The following is an 18,615-nucleotide window of genomic DNA, read 5'->3' on the forward strand; positions in this document are numbered from 1 at the left end:
GGCATCGGCTACGGCTGCGGGTGCAACTGTCGTTTCCAAAAGTGTTCCAATCCTTGCTTGACCCGGTCGACGTCCTCGGACGTGCCCATGAGTTCGAATCGATAGAGAAGCGGCACCTGGCACTTTGCGGCGATCTTCTCCGCCGCCAGGCAGTACGTTGTGCCGAAGTTCGTGTTGCCGGAGCCGATCACTCCACGGAGCAGGCGCCGGTTCTCCTCGAGGTTGAGGAATTTGATGACCTGTGGCGGAATCGAGTTCCGGCCGGATTCGCCGCCGTACGTCGGCAGTACCAGGACGAACGGCCGGAGCGCGTGCAGCGTCTCCTGCTGGGTGCGCAGCGGGATCCGTGCCGCCGGCAGCCCCAGCTTCTGCATGAAGCGGTCGGTGTAGCCGGAGGCGGAGGAGAAATAGATCAGGTCCGTCTCGGCGGTCCCGCCGGTTGCCGGACCCGCCTCACGCCTGGCGGCCTCACTCATCAGCAGCTCGGTCATGGCGTTTGGTTCTGGTTCCGAACGAATCCGCTCATTGGTTCTGGTTCCGAACGAATCCGCTCAGGCTACCGAGGCAGCGGCCTGGGCCAGCTCCTCGATCTTGTCCGGGCGGAACCCGGACCAGTGGTCCTGCTCGGTGACGACGACGGGCGCCTGCATGTAACCAAGGGAACGGACACGCTCCAGCGCTTCCGGATCCTGGGACAGGTCAACGCTCTGGTAGGCGATGCCCTTCTTGTCCAGAGCCCGGTACGTGGCATTGCACTGCACGCATGCTGGCTTGGTGTAAACCGTTACAGTCATGGTCCTTCTCCCCTAATTCTCGGTACGGCGTTCTGCTGTTTTCTGGCTGTGCGGCTGTCCCTGAGAAGAACCCGCGCTCGCTGCCCGCCAGCGGTTCCAATACTACATCTAGTGGACTCGGCCGTTTGGAACCCCAAGATGATGTATTACAAGTATGTCATTCCGTGCCCACCTTCGTCCACAGCCCATGGGGATATTTTCGGGGGTTAAACAGTTGATATTCCGGCCTTTCCAGGGCGCCATCCACAGCCTGTGGATGGGCTGCCCACAACTTCGGAAAGTCTCGTGTCGCCGTTTCGTCGGCGTGTCGCCCCTAGTTCCGGCACCACTAGATGTTGTGGTCCCCGGCGTCCGTCGTTTTCTCTGCTGCCGCTCCCGTACTCGGAACCTTAGCGGCCGCCTCGGACAATCGGCCGGACGATACGGCCGGACCATTCGGGCGGCTCCATGCTCCGTGGTCGGGCGGCTTTCACCCCCTGACTGCCAGTGCAGCACGTCCGGGCTTCGAACCACTCCCCCTCGCGTGAATGCGGCACCCTTAACACAACGCTGTGGCGGCCCGCGGCATTCCTCCAAGTGCGGCCCGCGGCTCTCGCAGAGCCCAAGGTAGGCTTAGCGCAAGGGTGAATGAGCCACAGGAGGGCTGATGGTCAACACGGTGCACCTGCGCACCTTGCTCGAAGTGACACGTCGCGGGTCGTTTGCCGCGGCCGCGGCCAACCTAGGCTATACGGCCTCGGCCGTTTCGCAGCAGATGTCCGCGCTGGAGCGCGAGACGGGCGCCAAGCTGTTCGAGCGCTCGGCGCGCAGCGTGCAGCCGACCGAAACGGCGATGGTGATGTCCCGGCACGCGGCCAAGGTCCTCACGGACATCGATGCGCTGCTGGCTGCCACCGCCCGCAGCCAGGACACCAGCACGCAGGAGGTCAGGCTCGGGATCTTTCCCAGCCTGGCCACCTACGTACTCCCCCGGTTGCTGCAGGCCCCCGGATGGCCGGGCCTGGGGATCAACCTCAAGGTATCCGTCGCCGAGCCGGGCCAGACGATCCAGGGGTTGCGGGCCGGCGGCGGACTCGACGTCGCCCTGGTGTTCCAGGTCGGCCAGGGCGGGCTGGCCTGGCCCAACACGGTGAGCCGGCAATGGATCGGCGACGACAATTTCAGGGTGGTACTGCCCGAATCATGGGGCATTCGGCCCGGGGCTTCGGTGACGGCCTCCCAGTTGGCGGAGATGCCCTGGATCATGCACCATCCCGGCACGGCGGACGCCACCGTGATCGAGCGCCTCTTCGCCAGCTGCAACCTCCACCCGCGGGTGGTCGCCTACTGCGACGACTTCAACGCCAGCCTCGCCATGGCCGCCGCGGGTCTGGGCGCTGCGCTGGTTCCGGAGCTCGCCATGCACAACGGGCCCGACGGCATCGTGGTGCTGGACGTCCCGGAAATCCGGCTGGCACGGAACATCTTTGCGCTGCTGATCAACGACCGGCAGAACGCCCAGCTCGGCCTCTTCATGGACCAGCTGTCGGTGATCCTGCGCGACATGAGCATCACGACCAGGCGCACCTGAGGGCTTCGCCAGGGCAGGCGCCGCCGGTTCCCGCCACAGGTTCTTTCTTTCCCAACCGGACCAACGGTGCGTTCGCCCACAGCTGAATCTGTGCGCAGAATCCGCAGCGAAAAGGCAGGAGCACAGCGCCTTCGCCTTGAAGTACCGGGGGTTTGTAGGAGTTGTGGCGCTTGGCGGATACGAAAAGGTCCGGTGCAAACAGTTTGTTTGCACCGGACCTTCGCTGATGGGTGGAGCTGAGGGGACTCGAACCCCTGACCCCCTGCATGCCATGCAGGTGCGCTACCAGCTGCGCCACAGCCCCTGGAATGGAATGATTCGCCTAAACGGCAATATATTCCGCTGCGTGAATATCACCGATGGTGCTTCACGGAGTGGAGCTGAGGGGACTCGAACCCCTGACCCCCTGCATGCCATGCAGGTGCGCTACCAGCTGCGCCACAGCCCCGTTATCCTCGCGGATTCCGCGCCGCTTCCTTCGAAGCAACTTGAATATTCTATGCAGAGACTCGCACGGATTCCAAATCAGCGGATGGTTCCGGGCGGCCGGCGGAGGATCGGTTCCGGCCGGCAGTACCCATCCGCCCCGGCTACTCCGTGTCCGTCGATGCGGCCTTCGCGTCCAGCTGCAAGTCGATGAACGGGCAATCCTTCCACAGCCGCTCCAGGGCATAGAAGACGCGGTCTTCCTGATGCTGGACGTGGATGACCACGCCTGCGTAGTCGAGCAGCACCCAGCGCCCCTCGGACCGGCCTTCGCGGCGGACCGGTCGCAGGTCCTGCTTGTGCAGCTCCTCTTCGATGCCGTCGACGATGGCGTTGACCTGCCGCTCGGTGGGTGCCGAGGCGATGAGGAACACGTCGGTGATCGCCAGCCGTTCGCTGACGTCGATGGCGACGATGTCTTCGGCGATTTTATCGCTGGCTGCCTTCGCGGCAGTGCGCGCGATGGCGATTGAGCTCTCGGGTGCGGTCATGTGTCTCCTTGGAATGTGAACCAGCGATTGAGCGGCGGCCTTAGCCGCCAAAAATACCGAGCATCATGGCGATGCCCGCAGCGAACGCAGCGGCGCCGAGCACCAGCGCACCACCGACTGCGAGCCTCACCCGGCGGACCCGGTCGAGCCCTGCCGTCCGGGCGTCGAGGGGGTCCAGCCCGTAGGCGCTGGTGGCCTTGAGCGGATGGATGGTGGCACCGCGCCCTTCGGCCAGCGCTTCGGCCTGGGCCAGGATCTTCGATCGCGGCGGTGCCGATGCGGCCGTGTCCACCGGCGTCGGAACGGGTTTGCGGTCCTGCCCGGCCGGCTTCCCTGATCCTGCCGGCACAGCTTGCGTCGCCGCCGGCGGTTGCGGCTTGACCGTTTCGTCTGCCGGCTTCCGGCGGGCCGGAACCTGCTGCCGGCCGGGCGGGGCCTGCGCCGGAGCAGACGGTGCTTGGTCCGGAGCCGGCGTCGTCACCACCGGAACGTAGGATGTCGACGACGGCCGGAGCACGTGCCGGTCGGTCCCCGGGACGGCCACGAATTCCATCGGTGCGGAGGCAATGTCCGCCGCCGGCCGCTCCATGGCCGTGTGCCGGCGCTGTTCGTTTTCGTCGCTGAGCCGCTTCTTGTCTGCGGCCCTGCGGTTCAGGACGGCGGCACGCTCGGCGAGGGCCTTTTGCTGGGCCAGCAGTTCCAGGTCCACGTCATGCGGGTCCTGCTCCTGCCGGGATTCCATCATGGCCACCATGTTCTTGGCCTGGCCCATCAGCAGATCGCGGGCGGCCAGCGCCTGCTCAACGGTCATCTCGCCGGCGTCGACGGCCTCGCGCGCGGCCTCCGAGAGCGGCTTGTCCGGCGCGGCGGCCGGAGACTGGACCGGATGCCGGCCGGTGTCCCCGCTGCGCCGGGCCCGTCGCCCGCCCTCGATCGGCGGTCGCTGCGGCTCATACGGGACATCCGCCGGCGCGTCCGAGGTCCGGGCGCGCGCGTCTGCCGGGGCGGCCGGGGCACCGGATGTCCGGGCCCGCGCGCCGGCGGGAGCGCCCGACGTGCGCGCGCGGCTGCCCGCCGTGGCGGCGGGGCCGTTGGGGTTCCCGGGCCGGTCCCCGGTCGGGGCGCCGGACGTGGGGAGGCGGTTCTCGCGCTCCAACTGCTGTTGGCGCAGCTGGCGCCGGGTGGGAATCTGTTCCTGCTCGGGCGCCGGGATCTTGGGCAGCGCCTCGGTCAGGGTCTTGAGCGCACGGCGGGCCTCACGCTCGCGGGCGCGGGTCTGCGAAGACCGCTCGCCCTGGCGTTCGCGAGACTCCGTCCGGCTGTCGCCGGACGGCGCCTGGGCAACTTCTCCCCCGCCATCGACCGTGGCACCTGCCTGGTCATCCGGTGTCTGGGAGACATCCCCGGAGGCGTTCTCCGGACCCGTACCGGCGCCGTCGCGCTGCCGCCGGATGTCCCGGCGGCTGGGCGGCGGCTGGGATTGATTGCTCATGCTTTGCTGATCACCCAGAAGTAAACGACTGATTTCATTGGCTTGGTTGCAGTTGGCTCAGGGCGACGGCGCCGTCCGGCGCGCGCCGGTAGAGACCATACTTGGCTATGTACTGTACTACGCCGTCCGGCACCAAGTACCAGACAGGCTGGTTCTCGGCCACGCGCTCCCGGCAGTCCGTGGAGGAAATGGCCATCGCCGGAACCTCCAGCAGGCTCACATCCTTGCGGCCCAAATCGTGCAGCTCGTGGCCCGGCCGGGTCACTCCGACGAAGTGCGCCAACGACCACAGCTCGTCAATGTCCTTCCAGGACATGATCTGCGCCAGCGCGTCCGCGCCGGTGATGAAGAACAGTTCCGCGTCGGGACGCCTCGCGCGCAAGTCCCGCAGCGTGTCGATGGTGTAGGTCAGACCCGGGCGTTCAATGTCCACCCGGCTCACCGTGAACTGCGGATTCGATGCGGTGGCGATCACCGTCATCAGGTAGCGGTGCTCGGCCGGACTGACCTCGCGTCCGCTCTTCTGCCAGGGCTGGCCGGTGGGCACGAAGACCACCTCGTCCAGGCCGAAGACCGACGCCACTTCGCTGGCCGCCACGAGGTGCCCGTGGTGGATCGGGTCAAACGTTCCGCCCATGACGCCCAGCCGGAGCTTGCGCCCCGGGTAAGTGAGGTGCAGGTCTCCGGCGTGCGGGGCTTTGACGGGCAGCGCGGACACGAACGGCTAGCGGCGCGCGGCCTGGCCGTGATCGTGCTTGTTCGGATGCTGGCGGTGCGGGTCAACGTGCTCCTCGACCGCCGAGTGGCGCTGTCCGACGCTGGTGAACGCGATGGTAGCGAACATCATGATCAGGAAGGCGGCCATGAAACCGGCGCCGATCGCCCAGGCGGGGACCGGTAGTTCGACGTGGGCGGCTTCGCTGGCCACGAGTGCGGCGTCGAGGACCTGAGACAGCATGATTCTCCCTTGCGGTTCTTCAGCCCGGCCGCGCGCAGGCGGACGGGATATGGCTTCCTACTCATGGTACGCGTTCCGGGCGCGGAACCGTGATTCGGCCGGAGCGGGCCGTCCGGCACATGCCTAGTCGCGGACCTGTCCGTCGCCCTGGACGATCCACTTCGTGGTGGTGAGTTCGCGCAGCCCCATCGGCCCGCGGGCGTGCATCTTCTGCGTGGAGATGCCCACCTCCGCGCCCAGGCCCAGCTCCCCGCCGTCGGTGAACCGGGTGGAAGCGTTGACGATCACTGCCGCGGAGTCGATCTCGGCGATGAACTTCTCGGCGTTGCGCAGGTCGTTGGTGATGATGGCCTCGGTGTGGCCGGTCGTCCAGGTGCGGATGTGCTTGACCGCGTCGTCCACGGAGTCCACCATCGCCACCGCCAGGTCCAGGTCCATGTACTCGCGGCCCCAGTCCTCGTCGGTCGCGGTCTGGGCCTCGACGCCGGACGGCAGGATGCCGGCCACCCGCTGGTCCACATGCAGCCGCACGCCGGCGCCGGCCAGCGCCGCGAGCACGTCGGCCGAGGCGGCCGCGTCGCGGTGCACCAGCAGGGTCTCGACGGTGTTGCAGACCGACGGCCGCTGGGTCTTGGCGTTGAGCAGGATGTCCACGGCCATCTCCGTGCCGGCCGATTCGTCCAGGTAGATGTGGACGTTGCCCTCACCGGTCTCGATCACCGGCACCTTCGCGTTGTTCACCACGGACTGGATCAGCTCGCGGCCGCCGCGCGGAATCAGCACGTCCACGAGCCCGCGCGCCTGCATCAGCGCGGTGGCGCCGTCGCGGCCGTAGTCGTCCACGCTCTGCACCGCGTCGGAGGGCAGGCCCACCCGGTCCAGCGCGTCGCGGATGATGCCCAGCAGCGCCACGTTGGTGTGACGCGCCGCGCTGCCGCCGCGCAGGATCACTGCGTTGCCGCTCTTGAGGGCCAGGCCGGCAATGTCGACGGTGACGTTCGGGCGCGCCTCGTAAATGGCGGCGACCACGCCCATGGGGACGTGGACCTGGCGCAGCCGCAGCCCGTTCGGCAGGGTCTGCCCGCGCATGACGGTGCCCACCGGGTCCGGCAGCGCGGCCAGGTTCTGCAGGGCAGCGGCCAGGCCGTCGATGCGCTTGGTGTCCAGGGTCAGCCGGTCCAGCAGTGCGGCACTGGTGCCGTTCGACTTGCCCTCGTCCAGGTCCTGGCGGTTGGCCTGCAGCACCAGGTCGCGCCGGGCGATCAGCGAGTCGGCGATCTCCTGCAGCGCCTTGTCCTTCCAGGCCCGGTTGGCGCGAGCCATGCGGCGCGCCGCGGTCCGGGACCGTCCGGCGATCGCCGCGACGGCGGCCGAGGCGTCCGGTTTCCGGCCGCCTTCGAGCTCGTCGGCCGGGGACTGGGAAGAGGCTGTCTGGGTCATACCCTCGATTTTAGCCCGTGGGTGCGGCACAGCACGACGACGGAGGTCACGTTACGCTGCCGCCGCGGGCCGGCGCGGTGGTTCAGAGCAGGACGAGGTCGTCGACGTGGATGACTTCGCGCTCGTACTGCCGGCCGAGCGACGCGGCCAGCTCCCGGGTGGAGCGGCCCAGCATGCGCGGGAGTTCGTAGGAGGAGAAGTTGACGAGGCCGCGGGCGACCACGCGGCCGTCCCCGTCGGCCAACTCCACCGGATCCCCCGGTTCGAAGTCGCCCTTGACCGAAACGACGCCGGCCGGCAGCAGCGACCGGTGCTTCTCGCGCACGGCCTGCACGGCGCCGTCGTCCAGCACCAGCCTGCCCTGCACAGAGGCCAGATGTGCCAGCCAGAGCAGCCGCGGGGGCCGGCGGGTGCCGCTGGCCGCGAACCACGTGCCCACGTCCTCGCCGGCCAGGGCCCGCGCCGCGTTCGGCGTGGAGGTGACCAGGGCCGGGATGCCCGAGCCGGCGGCGATGCCGGCGGCCTCCACCTTGGTAACCATGCCGCCGGTGCCCACGCCCGCGGCGCCGGTGCGGCCGATGTTCACGCCGTCCAGGTCCTGGGGCCGGGCCACCAGCGGGATCCGCCGCGCGCCGTCCTTGGGCGGGCCGTCGTAGAGCGCGTCCACGTCCGAGAGCAGCACCAGCGCGTCGGCCTTGACCAGGTGCGCCACCAGGGCGGCCAGCCGGTCGTTGTCGCCGAAGCGGATTTCGTGGGTGGCCACGGTGTCGTTCTCGTTTACCACGGGGACGACGCCGAGGTGCAGCAACCGGTGCAGCGCGCGGTAGGCGTTGGCGTAGTGCTGGCGCCGCATCAGGTCCTCGGCGGTCAGGAGCACCTGGCTGACGGTGATGCCGCGGGCGCCGAAGGCCTGGGTGTAGCGGGCCATCAGCAGGCCTTGGCCCACGCTGGCGGCGGCCTGCTGGGTCGCCAGGTCCCGCGGCCGGCGGGCCAGGCCCAGCGGGGCCAGTCCGGCGGAGATGGCACCCGAGGACACCAGGATGACTTCGCTGCCGGCGTTCCGGCGGGCGGCCAGCACCTGCACCAGGGACAGTAGCGCCTCTTCGGAGATGCCTCCCGCCACCGAGGTCAGCGACGACGAGCCGACCTTGACCACCAGGCGTCCGGCCGTGGCCAGTAGGGTCCGGTCGGCCGCCGTGGCCGGCTCAGCGCGCATCGTCGTCGTCACTGTCTTCCTCTGCGGTCCAGATGCCGGACTTGCGTTCGGCCTCGAGCTCGGCGCGGGTGGCGGCCCTGGCCTCCTTCCGCTCCTGGTACTGCTCGCGCTTCTCTTCGCGGGTGGGCCGGATGTACTCCATCAGGCGCAGGTCCGTGCCGCGGGGGGAGGAAAGCAGTTCGGCGCCGGCGGCCATGGTGGGCTCCCAGTCGAAGACCACGGCGTCGTCTTCGCCGATCACCACCGTGTCGCCCGGGCGGGCGCCGGACTTGAACAGCTGGTCCTCGACGCCCAGCTTGGCCAGCCGGTCGGAGAGGTAACCCACGGCTTCGTCGTTGTTGAAGTCGGTTTGCTTGACCCAGCGCTCCGGCTTGTCTCCGAGCACCCGGAACAGCGGTTCCAGGTTCTTTTCCTCGCGCCGGATGATGAAGCCCCGCTCGTTCACCGAGCGCGGGCGCAGGACGGCGGGGGCCACCTTCGGCGGGGCGGCCTTCGCTTCGGCGCGGGCGGCGGCGACGATCCCGGCCATGGCAAAGCCGAGCTGGCGCAGCCCCTCGTGGGTGGCCGCGGAGACTTCGAACACCTGGTAGCCGCGCTTTTCCAGCTCGGGGCGCACGAATTCGGCCATGTCGCGGCCGTCGGGCACGTCCACCTTGTTCAGCACCACCAGCTTGGGCCGCTGGTTCAGCGGGACCACGTCCCCGTCGGCGCCGGCGTAGCTCATGTCCACGGTGTACTGTTCCAGTTCCCGCTCGATGATCTCGAGGTCGGAGAGGGGGTTGCGGTCGGCTTCCAGCGCCGCGCAGTCCAGCACATGCACCAGTGCGGCGCAGCGCTCCACATGGCGCAGGAAGTTGTGGCCAAGTCCCTTGCCTTCGCTGGCGCCCTCGATCAGGCCCGGCACGTCGGCAATGGTGAAACGGATATCGCCCGCCTGGACCACGCCCAGGTTCGGCACCAGCGTGGTGAACGGGTACTCGGCGATCTTGGGGCGGGCGGCGGACATGGCCGCGATCAGGCTCGATTTGCCCGCGGACGGGAAGCCGACCAGCGCCACATCGGCGATGGACTTCAGCTCCAGGACGATGTCCCGCTCGTCGCCCGGAATGCCCAGCAAGGCGAATCCGGGTGCCTTGCGCTTGGCCGATGCCAGCGCGGCGTTGCCCAGCCCGCCCTGGCCGCCGGCGGCGGCGACGAACTCGGCACCCTCGCCCACGAGGTCGGCGAGAACGTCACCGTTCTTGGTCTTGACCACGGTGCCGTCGGGGACGGGCAGCACCAGCGTGGCGCCGTTCTTGCCGCCGCGCCAGTCCCCCATCCCCGGGCCGCCGTTGGTGGCGTGCCGGTGCGGGGCGTGGTGGTAGTCCAGCAGCGTGGTGGTCTGGGGGTCCACGCGAAGGATCACGTCGCCGCCGTTGCCGCCGTTGCCGCCGTCGGGCCCGCCCAGCGGCTTGAACTTTTCGCGCTTGACGGAGACGCAACCGTGGCCACCGGATCCGCCGGATACGTGCAGGACTACCCGGTCAACGAATGTTGCCACGTGATCGATCTCCTCTGTGCCGGTGGGCGCGAACCGAAACGGCCCACCAGTGATTCTAGTCTGGTTAAAACACCAGTGAGGCGGACCGACGGCCCGCCTCACTGGAAAGCTGTTAGCTGCTTGGATTACTCCGCAGCGGCAGCGACGATGTTCACGACGCGGCGTCCGCGGCGGGTACCGAACTCAACGGCACCGGCCTCAAGGGCGAACAGCGTGTCGTCGCCGCCACGGCCGACGTTGGCGCCGGGGTGGAAGTGCGTGCCGCGCTGGCGGACGATGATCTCGCCGGCGGAAACTACCTGGCCACCGAAGCGCTTCACACCAAGGCGCTGTGCGTTGGAATCGCGACCATTGCGAGTGGAGCTCGCACCCTTCTTATGTGCCATCTGATTTGCCTACCTTTGTTTCTGAAGGAACGTTTACTAAAAGTCAGCCGACCGCTTACGCGATGTCGGTGACCTTGACCTTGGTCAGTGCAGAACGGTAGCCCTGGCGCTTCTTGTAGCCGGTCTTGTTCTTGTACTTCTGGATAACGATCTTCGGGCCGCGGAGATTTTCGACAATCTCGGCGGTGACCTTGACGTTGGCCAAAGCATCGGCAGCAGAGGTGACCTTGTCGCCGTCGACCAGGAGCAGAGCAGGCAGCTCGATGGTGCTACCGGCCTCGCCGGGGACGCGGTCAAGGGTCACGAGGTCTCCAACGGAAACCTTTTCTTGGCGGCCGCCGGCGCGGACAATCGCGTACACCACTTGGGAACTCACTTCTCTAGACGTTTATTACAGTTTTTGCTCGAATACGCAGGCACGACATGACGGCCTGGAAAGCACTGTGCATCCGCGCCTGCGGGTGGAAACCCTTCGAAGGCGTACGCACCGAAGATCTAGATTACGCTATTACGGCTATCAGCCGCAAACCAGCGGGCTCCGGGGGTGCCGGACGGGCTCTGGCGTCATCTTCTCCTGGCACGGGCGGACTGCAATCCGCTCGGGCGCACCTGACAATACTACCGGCGGAGCCGGCCAGGCACGTGCATTTCGCCGCCGCGACACGGCGTGCCTGGATTCCGCTGCGGGAAGTGGGCTGAAGACGGTGTCCGCACCTGCCGGCCGGCCAGCGGTGGCGGCCAGCCGGGGCGGGCACCGGGCAGCCCAGCCGGAACCAGGCACAGCCGCGCCAGACGCAGGCAGGCCGCGGAACCGATGCGGTCCGCGGCCTGCCCGGTATGCGACCCTGCCTACAGTTCCGAGGCCGGTACTCCTACACCCAGCACCACCGGAGCGGCGGCTTCGTTCTTGTCCGCTGCCGCTTCGGCCAGTGCGGACGCGGCCGGGGCCGTGGCGGCGTGGCGGTGGCCGCCGTCGTTCTCCGCCGGGATGGCGGCGTCCACCGTCTGGACGGGAGCGTCCGCGGCACCCTGGGGGCTGCTGGCGGCACGACGGCGACGCGGCTTGCGGACGGCGGCCGGCGCAGGCGCCTGCGGTTCGCCGGTCGCCGCGGACCGGGCGTCACCGTGCGCGGCCTGTGGTTCGGCAGCAGCGCCGGATGTCTCCGCCGCGGCCGGCTCCGGTTTCTCCACCGGAGCAACCTTGGGCTCCGGTTTCTCCACCGGCGCTACCTTGTTGAAGGCCTCGGTGAGGCTCTCCAAGGTCAGCGACGGCTCTTCCGGGGCGGCCGCCGGGCTGCGCACGGCGCGCGGGATGGCCACCGTCTCTCCGTTAATCTCCAGCACGGCGGCTTCGGGTCCGTCACCGGCCGATGCAGCGGGCACGGCGGGTGCCACGCCGGGATCGTCGGCACGGCGCGACCTGCGCTTGCGTCCGGACGGCTGGCCCGACGCTCCGGCGGGCGTACCGGCCGCCGCCGCTTCGGGCTTGCCGGCGCCGGCGGGTTGTTCGCCGCCCTGCTGCTTGGCCTTGGCCGTCTCCGGGTGCTCTTCCGCCTCGTGGGCGGCGTGCGCGGCGGCGGCGATCGTGGCCAGTGCCGCGCGGGCGGCCTCGGCCTTGGCCCGGCGCTCGGCGTCGTCGTCATGGCCCACGGCGGCCGGGGCCTCGGCGGCAGTCTCCTGCCCGCCCTGGCCGCGGTTGCGGCGCTTCTCGCTGCGCGACTGCCGTTCGGAGCGCTTTTCGATGCGGACCTGGTGGTGCTCGGTGGCCGCGGCGGGGCGGCGGTGTTCCACCGGCTCGTCGTGGGTGATCACGCCGCGGCCGGCGCAATGCTCGCACTGCTCGCCGAAGACTTCCAGCAGCCCGGTGCCCATGCGCTTGCGGGTCATCTGGACCAGGCCCAGCGAGGTCACCTCGGCCACCTGGTGCTTGGTCCGGTCGCGGCCCAGGCATTCCACCAGCCGGCGCAGCACCAGGTCGCGGTTGGACTCCAGCACCATGTCGATGAAGTCGATGACGATGATGCCGCCGATGTCGCGCAGCCGCAGCTGGCGGACCACCTCTTCGGCCGCTTCCAGGTTGTTCTTGGTGACGGTTTCTTCCAGGTTGCCGCCGGAGCCGGTGAACTTGCCGGTGTTGACGTCCACCACGGTCATGGCCTCGGTGCGGTCGATCACGAGGGAACCGCCGGAGGGCAGGAAGACCTTCCGGTCCAGCGCCTTGTGGATCTGCTCGTCGATCCGCTGGGCGGCGAAAATGTCCGTCTCCGACGTCCACTTCTCCAACCGGTCCACCAGGTCGGGGGCCACATAGGTCACGTAGGCCTCGATCGTGTCCCAGGCTTCTTCGCCGGAGACCACCAGCTTGGAGAAGTCCTCGTTGAACACGTCGCGGACCACCTTGATGGTCAGGTCCGGCTCGGCGTAGAGCAGCTCCGGTGCCAGCGTCTTGGTGGACCCGGCACGCGATTCGATGCCCTCCCACTGCGCCCGCAGCCGGTTGATGTCGTTCATCAGCTCTTCTTCGCTGGCGCCTTCGGCCGCGGTGCGGACGATCACGCCGGCGCCGTCGGGAACATGTTCCTTCAGGATCTTCTTCAGCCGGTTGCGTTCCACGTCGGGCAGTTTCCGGGAAATGCCGGTCATGGAGCCGCCGGGCACGTAGACCAGGAAGCGGCCCGGCAGCGAAATCTGGCTGGTCAGGCGGGCGCCCTTGTGGCCCACCGGGTCCTTGGTGACCTGCACCAGGACCGAGTCGCCGGACTTGAGCGCGAGTTCGATCCGGCGCGGCTGCCCGTCGAGGTGTGCCGCGTCCCAGTTGACCTCGCCGGCGTAGAGCACGGCGTTGCGGCCGCGGCCGATGTCGATGAAGGCCGCCTCCATGCTGGGCAGCACGTTCTGCACCTTGCCCACGTAGACGTTGCCGATCAACGAGTCCTGCTGGGTCTTGGACACGAAGTGCTCGGCCAGCACACCGTCTTCGAGCACGCCGATCTGGATCCTGTCATCGCGCTGGCGGACCACCATCTGGCGGTCGACGGATTCGCGGCGGGCCAGGAACTCGGCCTCGGTGATGACCTGGCGGCGGCGGCCCGTCTCGCGCGATTCGCGCCGGCGCTGCTTCTTGGCCTCCAGCCGGGTGGACCCCTTGACCGAGGCCACCTTGTTGCTGGGTGCGGTCTCGGTGATCGGCCGCGGTGCCCGGACCCGGGTGACCGTGTTGGGCGGGTCGTCGTCGGCACCGCCGGTGAGTTCAAGATCGGCATCCCCGCGGCGGCGACGGCGGCGGCGGCGCGAGGTCACGCCGTCCTTCTCCCCCGCGGCACCCTCGTCGGCGGCTTCGGCGGCCTCGTCGCTTTCTTCGGTGCTGCCGGCCTCGTCGCTGCCGGTTTCGGCCTCGGAGCGGTTGCGGGTGCGGCCGCGGCGGTTGCGCCGGCTGCGGCGACGCCCGCCGTCCTCGTCGTCCTCGTCCGACTCGCCGGCGGCGGCGGCCGGTTCGGGCTTGGCGGCGACGGCGGACAGGTCCGGGGCGTGGAAGAGCAGGGATACCGGCGAGGAGGGGATGGTGAAGGGATCGGCCCCGAGTCCCGCGTCTGCGGAGGTTTCTTCGGCCGGGTCTCCCCCGGCGGCTGACTGCCCCGCTTCGGGCGCGGCCTGCTCCGGCTCGCCGGCGGCCGGGGCCGTCTCCGTGGCGGCGGGGGCTTCCCCAACAGCAGGGGCGGCGGCCGCGGTGGAACGACGACGGCGGGCGGGCGCCTTTGCGGGCTGCTCCCCTGCCGTGCTTCCGGCTTCGGTTTCCGTCCCGGCGGTGTGTCCGGCGACGGCTTGGGCGGCGTCTCCGTCGGCCGCCACCGAGGTGGCCTGCGTGGCGGCGGGTGCGGTGGTGGCGGGGGCCGTAGCCGGCGCTTCACCCTCGGCGACGGTGAGTTCGGCGGCTGCCGCTGCCGTGGCCTGCGCCTTGCTGCTGCGGCGGGTGCGGGTGGCGGCGGTGCGACGTCGGCCGGCCGGCTGTTCGGCGGGCTCGGCCGCTTCTCCGGCGGCCAGGACGCCTTCGGCTTCGGCGGGTTCGGCGGCCAGGACGCCTTCGGCTTCGGCGGGTTCGGCGGCGGGCTGAGCCTCGGCGCCGTCCTGCGGAACGCTTTCCTGTGCGGCGGCTTCGGCGGCCCTGTCGGCGGCGGTCTTGCGCGGCCGGCGCGTGCGGGTCTTGGCGGGCGGCGCTTCTTCGCCCGGCTGGTCGGCGCCGGATTCACCGGCGGCTGCCGGGACGGTGCCCGGCTCCGCCGCGGCGGCATCTTCCGTCGGAGCGTCCTGGGCGGCCGCCGCTTCGGCGGCCTTTTGGGCGGCGGTCTTGCGCGGCCGGCGGGCCCGGGTGGTCGCCGGAGCGGCCTCGGCGGGCTGGCCGCCTGCGGGGCCCTGGCCTGCGGGCTGCTCCCCTGCCGGCTGTTCCCCGGCGGCTATCGCGGCGTCGGACACCGTGGCCGCGGGGGAAGCGGCGGAGGCATCGCCGTCGTTGTTGGGGCCGGTGTGCGCCGCTGCAGGCAGTTCAACGTCCAACTGGTCCTGCGACGGTGCGGACACAGTGGGCTTGCGGCGGGGCCGCGGCGGTTTCTTGGCTGGTACCTCCGGCGCGTCGACCGGAGAGGAGGTAGCGGGAATTACCTGTTCATTGTCCATTTAAAGTTGTGCTCCAACCCTTGCGGCACCGGCCACATCCCGGTGCCCTTGGGGGCATGTAGCCGGGTATCCGGGTGCCTTGGGCTGCCCGACACCGAAAGTCGTCTTGGTATCACCCGAGCTCGCGCCATCACGTGGGGCGCGGCACACCCGGGGACCAGCGGCGCTTTTCCGTCTGCCGTAACCTTCTCTTCACCGGCAGGGCCGCCCGGCGGATTCCCAGCGCCCATCCGGATTGATGGGCTCCTTGTTCGGGAAGCGTCGCCGACGGACCTGGAAGCCTGTCGCTGGACCAACAGCAGCATGTGGGGCTGCTGTTAGCCACGATCATTCTCTCACACCGGGTGCGATTTAGTGAGTAATGGGCGTTCTCTCCGGCGTAGAATCGAGCCACATGCCCCCTAGCCCGAGGAACACGGTGCAGACCCACGCGCAGACCTCCACATCCCCGGCCGCGACGGCGCCCGGCCAACTCCCGGACAGCGGGGTTCCCGGCGTTGCCCGGGAGAAACCCTTCGCGTGGCTGCTGCTGGCCACGGGTGTTGTCGGCTGGATCATGTCCGGCATCCTGGTTCTGGAGCGGCTGGCGACCTACGAAAATCCGGGCCATGTGACCAGTTGCGATATCAACCCGTGGGTCTCCTGCGGCAAGGTGTTCCTGCACTGGCAGGCCGGGTTTTTCGGCTTCCCCAACCCGCTGATCGGGATCGTCGCCTTCGCGGTTCCCATCACGACGGCGGTGGCGATCCTTGCGGGGGCGCGGTTCCGCCGGTGGTACTGGATGGGACTGCAGGCCGGCGTCACGCTGGGCTTCGTCTTCGTCGTCTGGTTGTGGAGCCAGGCGCTCTACGACATCCACATCCTGTGCCTGTACTGCATGGGCGTGTGGGCCGCCATGATCCCGATGCTGGTGCACACCACGGCGCGGAACCTGGCGCACGGCGTGATCAAGGCGCCCGCGGCGGTGGTCCGTTTTGCCGGCAGCTGGGCCTGGACCCTGACCGCCCTGCTGTGGATCGTGACCGCCGGGACGATCTTCCTGGCCTTCATCGACGCCTTCCTGGGCTGACCGGAATCGTCTTCCCGGGCTGACCGGGACAGCTTGGACTCCCCGCGATTGCCTTCCAGGGCTGAACCCGGATAAACCAGAGGCCGCGTCCCCGTCGGGGGACGCGGCCTCTGCTGCTTCAGGGGTCTAGGAGAACCAGATCCCGATCTCGCGCGCGGCGGACTCGGGCGAGTCGGAGCCGTGCACGAGGTTTTGCTGCACCTTCACGCCCCAGTCGCGGCCGAAGTCGCCGCGGATCGTCCCGGGGGCGGCGGTGGTGGGGTCGGTGGTCCCGGCCAGCGACCGGAAGCCCTCGATTACCCGGTGCCCCTCGAACACGGCGGCGGCGACCGGGCCGGAGAGCATGAACTCGACCAGCGGCTCGTAGAACGGCTTGCCGACGTGCTCTTCGTAATGCTGTTCCAGCAGTTCGCGGGTGGCGTTGACCAGCTTCAGTTCGACCAGCGTGTAGCCCTTGGCCTCGATGCGGGCCAGGATGCTGCCGGTGAGACCGCGGGACACGCCGTCAGGCTTGACCAGTACCAGTGTGCGTTCAACGCTCACAATTTCTCCTCATTCGCTTCACGATTAGCTCCGAAAACCCCGTTCAATCCTAACGGGACGCGCTGGCAGCGCAGGTCAGCGCCCGGCGTCGTCCGCAGCGCCGGCCTCCGGGCCACCGGCGGTTCTCTCCGCGGCGCCGGCCGCGGTGGCGTCCCCGGTGCCGGCCCCCGTGCCATGCCGGCGTTCCCATTCCGCCTGTTCCGCGTCGCGCTGCGCGTTCTCACGGTCCAGCCGGCCGCCCGTGCGCACGGCGTACCACCAGGACAGCGCGAACAGCACGCCGACGACGAACATCACCGGTTCGACGATGCCGGTGGCGATCAGGAGCACCTGCATCGCCCAGCCGATGGCGTAGCCGGACGGGCGGCGGAGCAGGGCACAGCAGAGCACGAGCAGGACGCTCAGGCCGATCCCGAGCCCGAGGATCAGCGCCGGCGGCACGTCGTCCCGGTAGAGCCCGAACACCACCAGCGTGGCGAAGAAGGCGACGAAGGCTTCCAGCAGCAGCACGGTGGAGGCGAACATCGTCTTGATCGAGCGCCGTTTTTTCGGCATGTCCGGACGCCACTCGCGCTGGGCTTTGGTCAGTTTGGCCATGGATCTTGTTACTTTCCTAGCAGGATGCGGGCGTCGGCGACCAGGGTAATGGACCCGGTGATCAGCACGCCGCCGGCGAGGTCGTTGTCGGCTTCGGCCCGCCCGACGGCCCATTCGATCGCGTCGTCGAGCCGGGGCGCGATGTGCACGGCGTCCTCGGGGAAACCGGCGGCCATGGCATCCTCGGCCAGTTGCTCGGCGGGAATGGCCCGCGGTGAGTTGGACTCGGTGACGCAGATTTCGTCGGTGAGGTCGCTGAGCTGCTCGCGCAGCTGTGCCAGCAGGCCGACGGCGTCCTTTTCCTGCAGGACGCCGACCACCGGGATGAGCTTCGTGAAGTTGAACGCCTCCAGGATGGCCTGCGCGCTGGCCTTCATCCCGTCGGGGTTGTGGGCGGCATCCACGATGATCGTCGGCGCTGTGCGCACTACTTCCAGCCGGCCCGGCGAGGTCACCTCCAGGAACGCCTCGCGCAGGACTTCCACGTTGAGTTCCTTTTCGCCGCCGCCGAGGAACGCTTCCAGCGCGGCCACGGCGACCGCCGCGTTCTGGGCCTGGTGCGCGCCGTGCAGGGGCAGCAGCAGGTCCTGGTAGCGGCCTGCCAGCCCGTTGATGGTCAACTGCTGGCCGCCGACGGCGACCTTGCGGGACTCGACGCCGAACTCCACGCCTTCGAAGCGGAAGGGCACCTGAAGGTCCCGCGCCTGTTCCAGCAGCACCTGGGCTGCGTCCAGTGGCTGGGCCGCGCTGACCAGGTAGCCGCCGCGCTTGATGATCCCGGCCTTCTCCCGGGCAATGTCCTCGGTGGTGTCGCCGAGCAGGTCGGTATGGTCCAGCGAGATCGGGGTGATCACCGAGACCTGGCCGTCCACCACGTTCGTGGCGTCGGTGATGCCGCCCAGGCCAACCTCGATCACCGCCACCTCCACCGGCTCGTCGGCGAAGATGGCGATGGCCAGGATGGTCACGCACTCGAAATAGGTCAACCGGGGCGCGCCCTCGGCGTCCAGTTCCTGGTCGACGATTTCCAGGTACGGCCGGATTTCGTCCCAGACCCGCACGAACGTCTCGTCGGCAACGGGCTCGCCGTCGATGCTGATCCGTTCGGTCACCTTGGACAGGTGCGGGCTGGTGTAGCGGCCGGTCCGCAGTCCGTGCGCCCGCAGCCCGGCCTCGATGATCCGGGCCGTGGACGTCTTGCCGTTCGTGCCGGTCAGGTGGATGCTGGCGAAGGCCTTGTTCGGTTCGCCGAGGATGTCCATCGCCCGGAACAGCGGTTCCATGCGCGGTTCCATCTTGTTTTCCGGGGCGCGGCCCAGCAGTTCCGCGTAGACGCTCTCGACGCCGAATTCATCACTCATG

Annotated in this window: 17 protein-coding genes and 2 tRNA genes; 2 read left to right on the forward strand and 17 right to left on the reverse strand. The window is 69.0% G+C overall.

The window, feature by feature from the left end; genetic code table 11:
- Window positions 1-8: 8 nt before the first annotated feature.
- Both nrdI and nrdH read right to left on the reverse strand, forming a co-directional pair.
- Entirely contained in the window at window positions 9-491 is a 483-nt protein-coding gene (gene nrdI / locus AC5RWG_RS02545) for a class Ib ribonucleoside-diphosphate reductase assembly flavoprotein NrdI (protein ID WP_493999861.1), read from the reverse strand.
- A gap of 60 nt (window positions 492-551) precedes the next feature.
- A complete protein-coding gene (gene nrdH, locus AC5RWG_RS02550) occupies window positions 552-794 on the reverse strand; it encodes a glutaredoxin-like protein NrdH (RefSeq protein ID WP_127513743.1) in 243 nt (80 codons plus the stop codon).
- Between the two features lie 646 nt (window positions 795-1,440).
- Here nrdH and AC5RWG_RS02555 point away from each other — a divergent pair.
- Entirely contained in the window at window positions 1,441-2,364 is a 924-nt protein-coding gene (locus AC5RWG_RS02555; RefSeq protein WP_493999862.1) for a LysR family transcriptional regulator, read from the forward strand.
- Between the two features lie 231 nt (window positions 2,365-2,595).
- Here AC5RWG_RS02555 and AC5RWG_RS02560 read toward each other — a convergent pair.
- The 12 genes from AC5RWG_RS02560 to AC5RWG_RS02615 all read right to left on the reverse strand — a co-directional run bounded on the left by AC5RWG_RS02560 (window position 2,596) and on the right by AC5RWG_RS02615 (window position 15,044).
- Window positions 2,596-2,668, reverse strand: a tRNA-Ala gene (locus AC5RWG_RS02560).
- Window positions 2,669-2,739: 71 nt separating this feature from the next.
- Window positions 2,740-2,812: transfer RNA gene (locus AC5RWG_RS02565), tRNA-Ala, on the reverse strand.
- A gap of 142 nt (window positions 2,813-2,954) precedes the next feature.
- Complete coding sequence (gene rsfS, locus AC5RWG_RS02570; RefSeq protein ID WP_493999863.1) at window positions 2,955-3,341, reverse strand: ribosome silencing factor; 387 nt, start codon at window positions 3,339-3,341, stop codon at window positions 2,955-2,957.
- 40 nt (window positions 3,342-3,381) lie between these two features.
- On the reverse strand, window positions 3,382-4,833 hold the full coding sequence (locus AC5RWG_RS02575; RefSeq protein WP_494166368.1) for a hypothetical protein: 1,452 nt from the start codon (window positions 4,831-4,833) through the stop codon (window positions 3,382-3,384).
- Between the two features lie 34 nt (window positions 4,834-4,867).
- Window positions 4,868-5,512 (reverse strand): nicotinate-nucleotide adenylyltransferase, encoded by a 645-nt coding sequence (gene nadD, locus AC5RWG_RS02580; RefSeq protein ID WP_494001261.1) that lies wholly within the window; start codon window positions 5,510-5,512, stop codon window positions 4,868-4,870.
- A gap of 45 nt (window positions 5,513-5,557) precedes the next feature.
- The gene (locus AC5RWG_RS02585) at window positions 5,558-5,791 is read right to left on the reverse strand and encodes a hypothetical protein (protein WP_493999865.1); all 234 of its coding nucleotides are present in this window, start codon (window positions 5,789-5,791) and stop codon (window positions 5,558-5,560) included.
- Window positions 5,792-5,914: 123 nt separating this feature from the next.
- Window positions 5,915-7,231, reverse strand: a complete 1,317-nt coding sequence (locus AC5RWG_RS02590) for a glutamate-5-semialdehyde dehydrogenase (RefSeq protein ID WP_494166369.1) — start codon at window positions 7,229-7,231, stop codon at window positions 5,915-5,917.
- Between the two features lie 82 nt (window positions 7,232-7,313).
- Window positions 7,314-8,447 (reverse strand): glutamate 5-kinase, encoded by a 1,134-nt coding sequence (proB, locus tag AC5RWG_RS02595; RefSeq protein ID WP_494014138.1) that lies wholly within the window; start codon window positions 8,445-8,447, stop codon window positions 7,314-7,316.
- A complete protein-coding gene (gene obgE, locus AC5RWG_RS02600; protein WP_494166370.1) occupies window positions 8,437-9,987 on the reverse strand; it encodes a GTPase ObgE in 1,551 nt (516 codons plus the stop codon). The genes proB and obgE overlap by 11 nt, the downstream gene beginning before the upstream one ends.
- Window positions 9,988-10,112: 125 nt before the next feature.
- A complete protein-coding gene (gene rpmA, locus AC5RWG_RS02605; RefSeq protein ID WP_136785451.1) occupies window positions 10,113-10,373 on the reverse strand; it encodes a 50S ribosomal protein L27 in 261 nt (86 codons plus the stop codon).
- 55 nt (window positions 10,374-10,428) lie between these two features.
- Window positions 10,429-10,737, reverse strand: coding sequence for a 50S ribosomal protein L21 (gene rplU / locus AC5RWG_RS02610; RefSeq protein WP_493977453.1), 309 nt, complete (start codon window positions 10,735-10,737; stop codon window positions 10,429-10,431).
- 485 nt (window positions 10,738-11,222) lie between these two features.
- Window positions 11,223-15,044, reverse strand: a complete 3,822-nt coding sequence (locus AC5RWG_RS02615; protein ID WP_494166371.1) for an Rne/Rng family ribonuclease — start codon at window positions 15,042-15,044, stop codon at window positions 11,223-11,225.
- Window positions 15,045-15,438: 394 nt separating this feature from the next.
- Between AC5RWG_RS02615 and AC5RWG_RS02620 the strand changes: the two genes are divergently transcribed.
- A complete protein-coding gene (locus AC5RWG_RS02620) occupies window positions 15,439-16,113 on the forward strand; it encodes a vitamin K epoxide reductase family protein (protein WP_494166372.1) in 675 nt (224 codons plus the stop codon).
- 126 nt (window positions 16,114-16,239) lie between these two features.
- On the opposite strand, the gene ndk is transcribed toward AC5RWG_RS02620, so the two are convergent.
- The 3 genes from ndk to AC5RWG_RS02635 form a co-directional block, all read right to left on the reverse strand.
- Window positions 16,240-16,656 carry a nucleoside-diphosphate kinase gene (gene ndk, locus AC5RWG_RS02625; protein ID WP_493977451.1) on the reverse strand — a complete coding sequence of 139 codons (417 nt, stop codon included), beginning with the start codon at window positions 16,654-16,656 and terminating at the stop codon, window positions 16,240-16,242.
- A 75-nt stretch (window positions 16,657-16,731) separates the two neighbouring features.
- The gene (locus AC5RWG_RS02630; RefSeq protein ID WP_494166373.1) at window positions 16,732-17,253 is read right to left on the reverse strand and encodes a DUF4233 domain-containing protein; all 522 of its coding nucleotides are present in this window, start codon (window positions 17,251-17,253) and stop codon (window positions 16,732-16,734) included.
- Between the two features lie 8 nt (window positions 17,254-17,261).
- A complete protein-coding gene (locus tag AC5RWG_RS02635) occupies window positions 17,262-18,614 on the reverse strand; it encodes a bifunctional folylpolyglutamate synthase/dihydrofolate synthase (RefSeq protein WP_494166374.1) in 1,353 nt (450 codons plus the stop codon).
- Between the last annotated feature and the right edge of the window lies 1 nt (window position 18,615).

The sequence above is a fragment of the Arthrobacter sp. Y3221160 genome (assembly GCF_059092585.1).

What these genes read in the sequence shown, in the direction of transcription:
- AC5RWG_RS02615 (WP_494166371.1), bottom strand. Translation starts at nt 15,044, where the DNA reads ATGGACAATGAACAGGTAATTCCCGCTACCTCCTCTCCGGTCGACGCG.
- AC5RWG_RS02635 (WP_494166374.1), bottom strand. Translation starts at nt 18,614, where the DNA reads ATGAGTGATGAATTCGGCGTCGAGAGCGTCTACGCGGAACTGCTGGGC.
- AC5RWG_RS02555 (WP_493999862.1), top strand. Translation starts at nt 1,441, where the DNA reads ATGGTCAACACGGTGCACCTGCGCACCTTGCTCGAAGTGACACGTCGC.
- nrdH (WP_127513743.1), bottom strand. Translation starts at nt 794, where the DNA reads ATGACTGTAACGGTTTACACCAAGCCAGCATGCGTGCAGTGCAATGCC.
- rpmA (WP_136785451.1), bottom strand. Translation starts at nt 10,373, where the DNA reads ATGGCACATAAGAAGGGTGCGAGCTCCACTCGCAATGGTCGCGATTCC.
- rsfS (WP_493999863.1), bottom strand. Translation starts at nt 3,341, where the DNA reads ATGACCGCACCCGAGAGCTCAATCGCCATCGCGCGCACTGCCGCGAAG.
- proB (WP_494014138.1), bottom strand. Translation starts at nt 8,447, where the DNA reads ATGCGCGCTGAGCCGGCCACGGCGGCCGACCGGACCCTACTGGCCACG.
- nrdI (WP_493999861.1), bottom strand. Translation starts at nt 491, where the DNA reads ATGACCGAGCTGCTGATGAGTGAGGCCGCCAGGCGTGAGGCGGGTCCG.
- AC5RWG_RS02585 (WP_493999865.1), bottom strand. Translation starts at nt 5,791, where the DNA reads ATGCTGTCTCAGGTCCTCGACGCCGCACTCGTGGCCAGCGAAGCCGCC.
- AC5RWG_RS02630 (WP_494166373.1), bottom strand. Translation starts at nt 17,253, where the DNA reads ATGGCCAAACTGACCAAAGCCCAGCGCGAGTGGCGTCCGGACATGCCG.
- AC5RWG_RS02575 (WP_494166368.1), bottom strand. Translation starts at nt 4,833, where the DNA reads ATGAGCAATCAATCCCAGCCGCCGCCCAGCCGCCGGGACATCCGGCGG.
- AC5RWG_RS02590 (WP_494166369.1), bottom strand. Translation starts at nt 7,231, where the DNA reads ATGACCCAGACAGCCTCTTCCCAGTCCCCGGCCGACGAGCTCGAAGGC.
- AC5RWG_RS02620 (WP_494166372.1), top strand. Translation starts at nt 15,439, where the DNA reads ATGCCCCCTAGCCCGAGGAACACGGTGCAGACCCACGCGCAGACCTCC.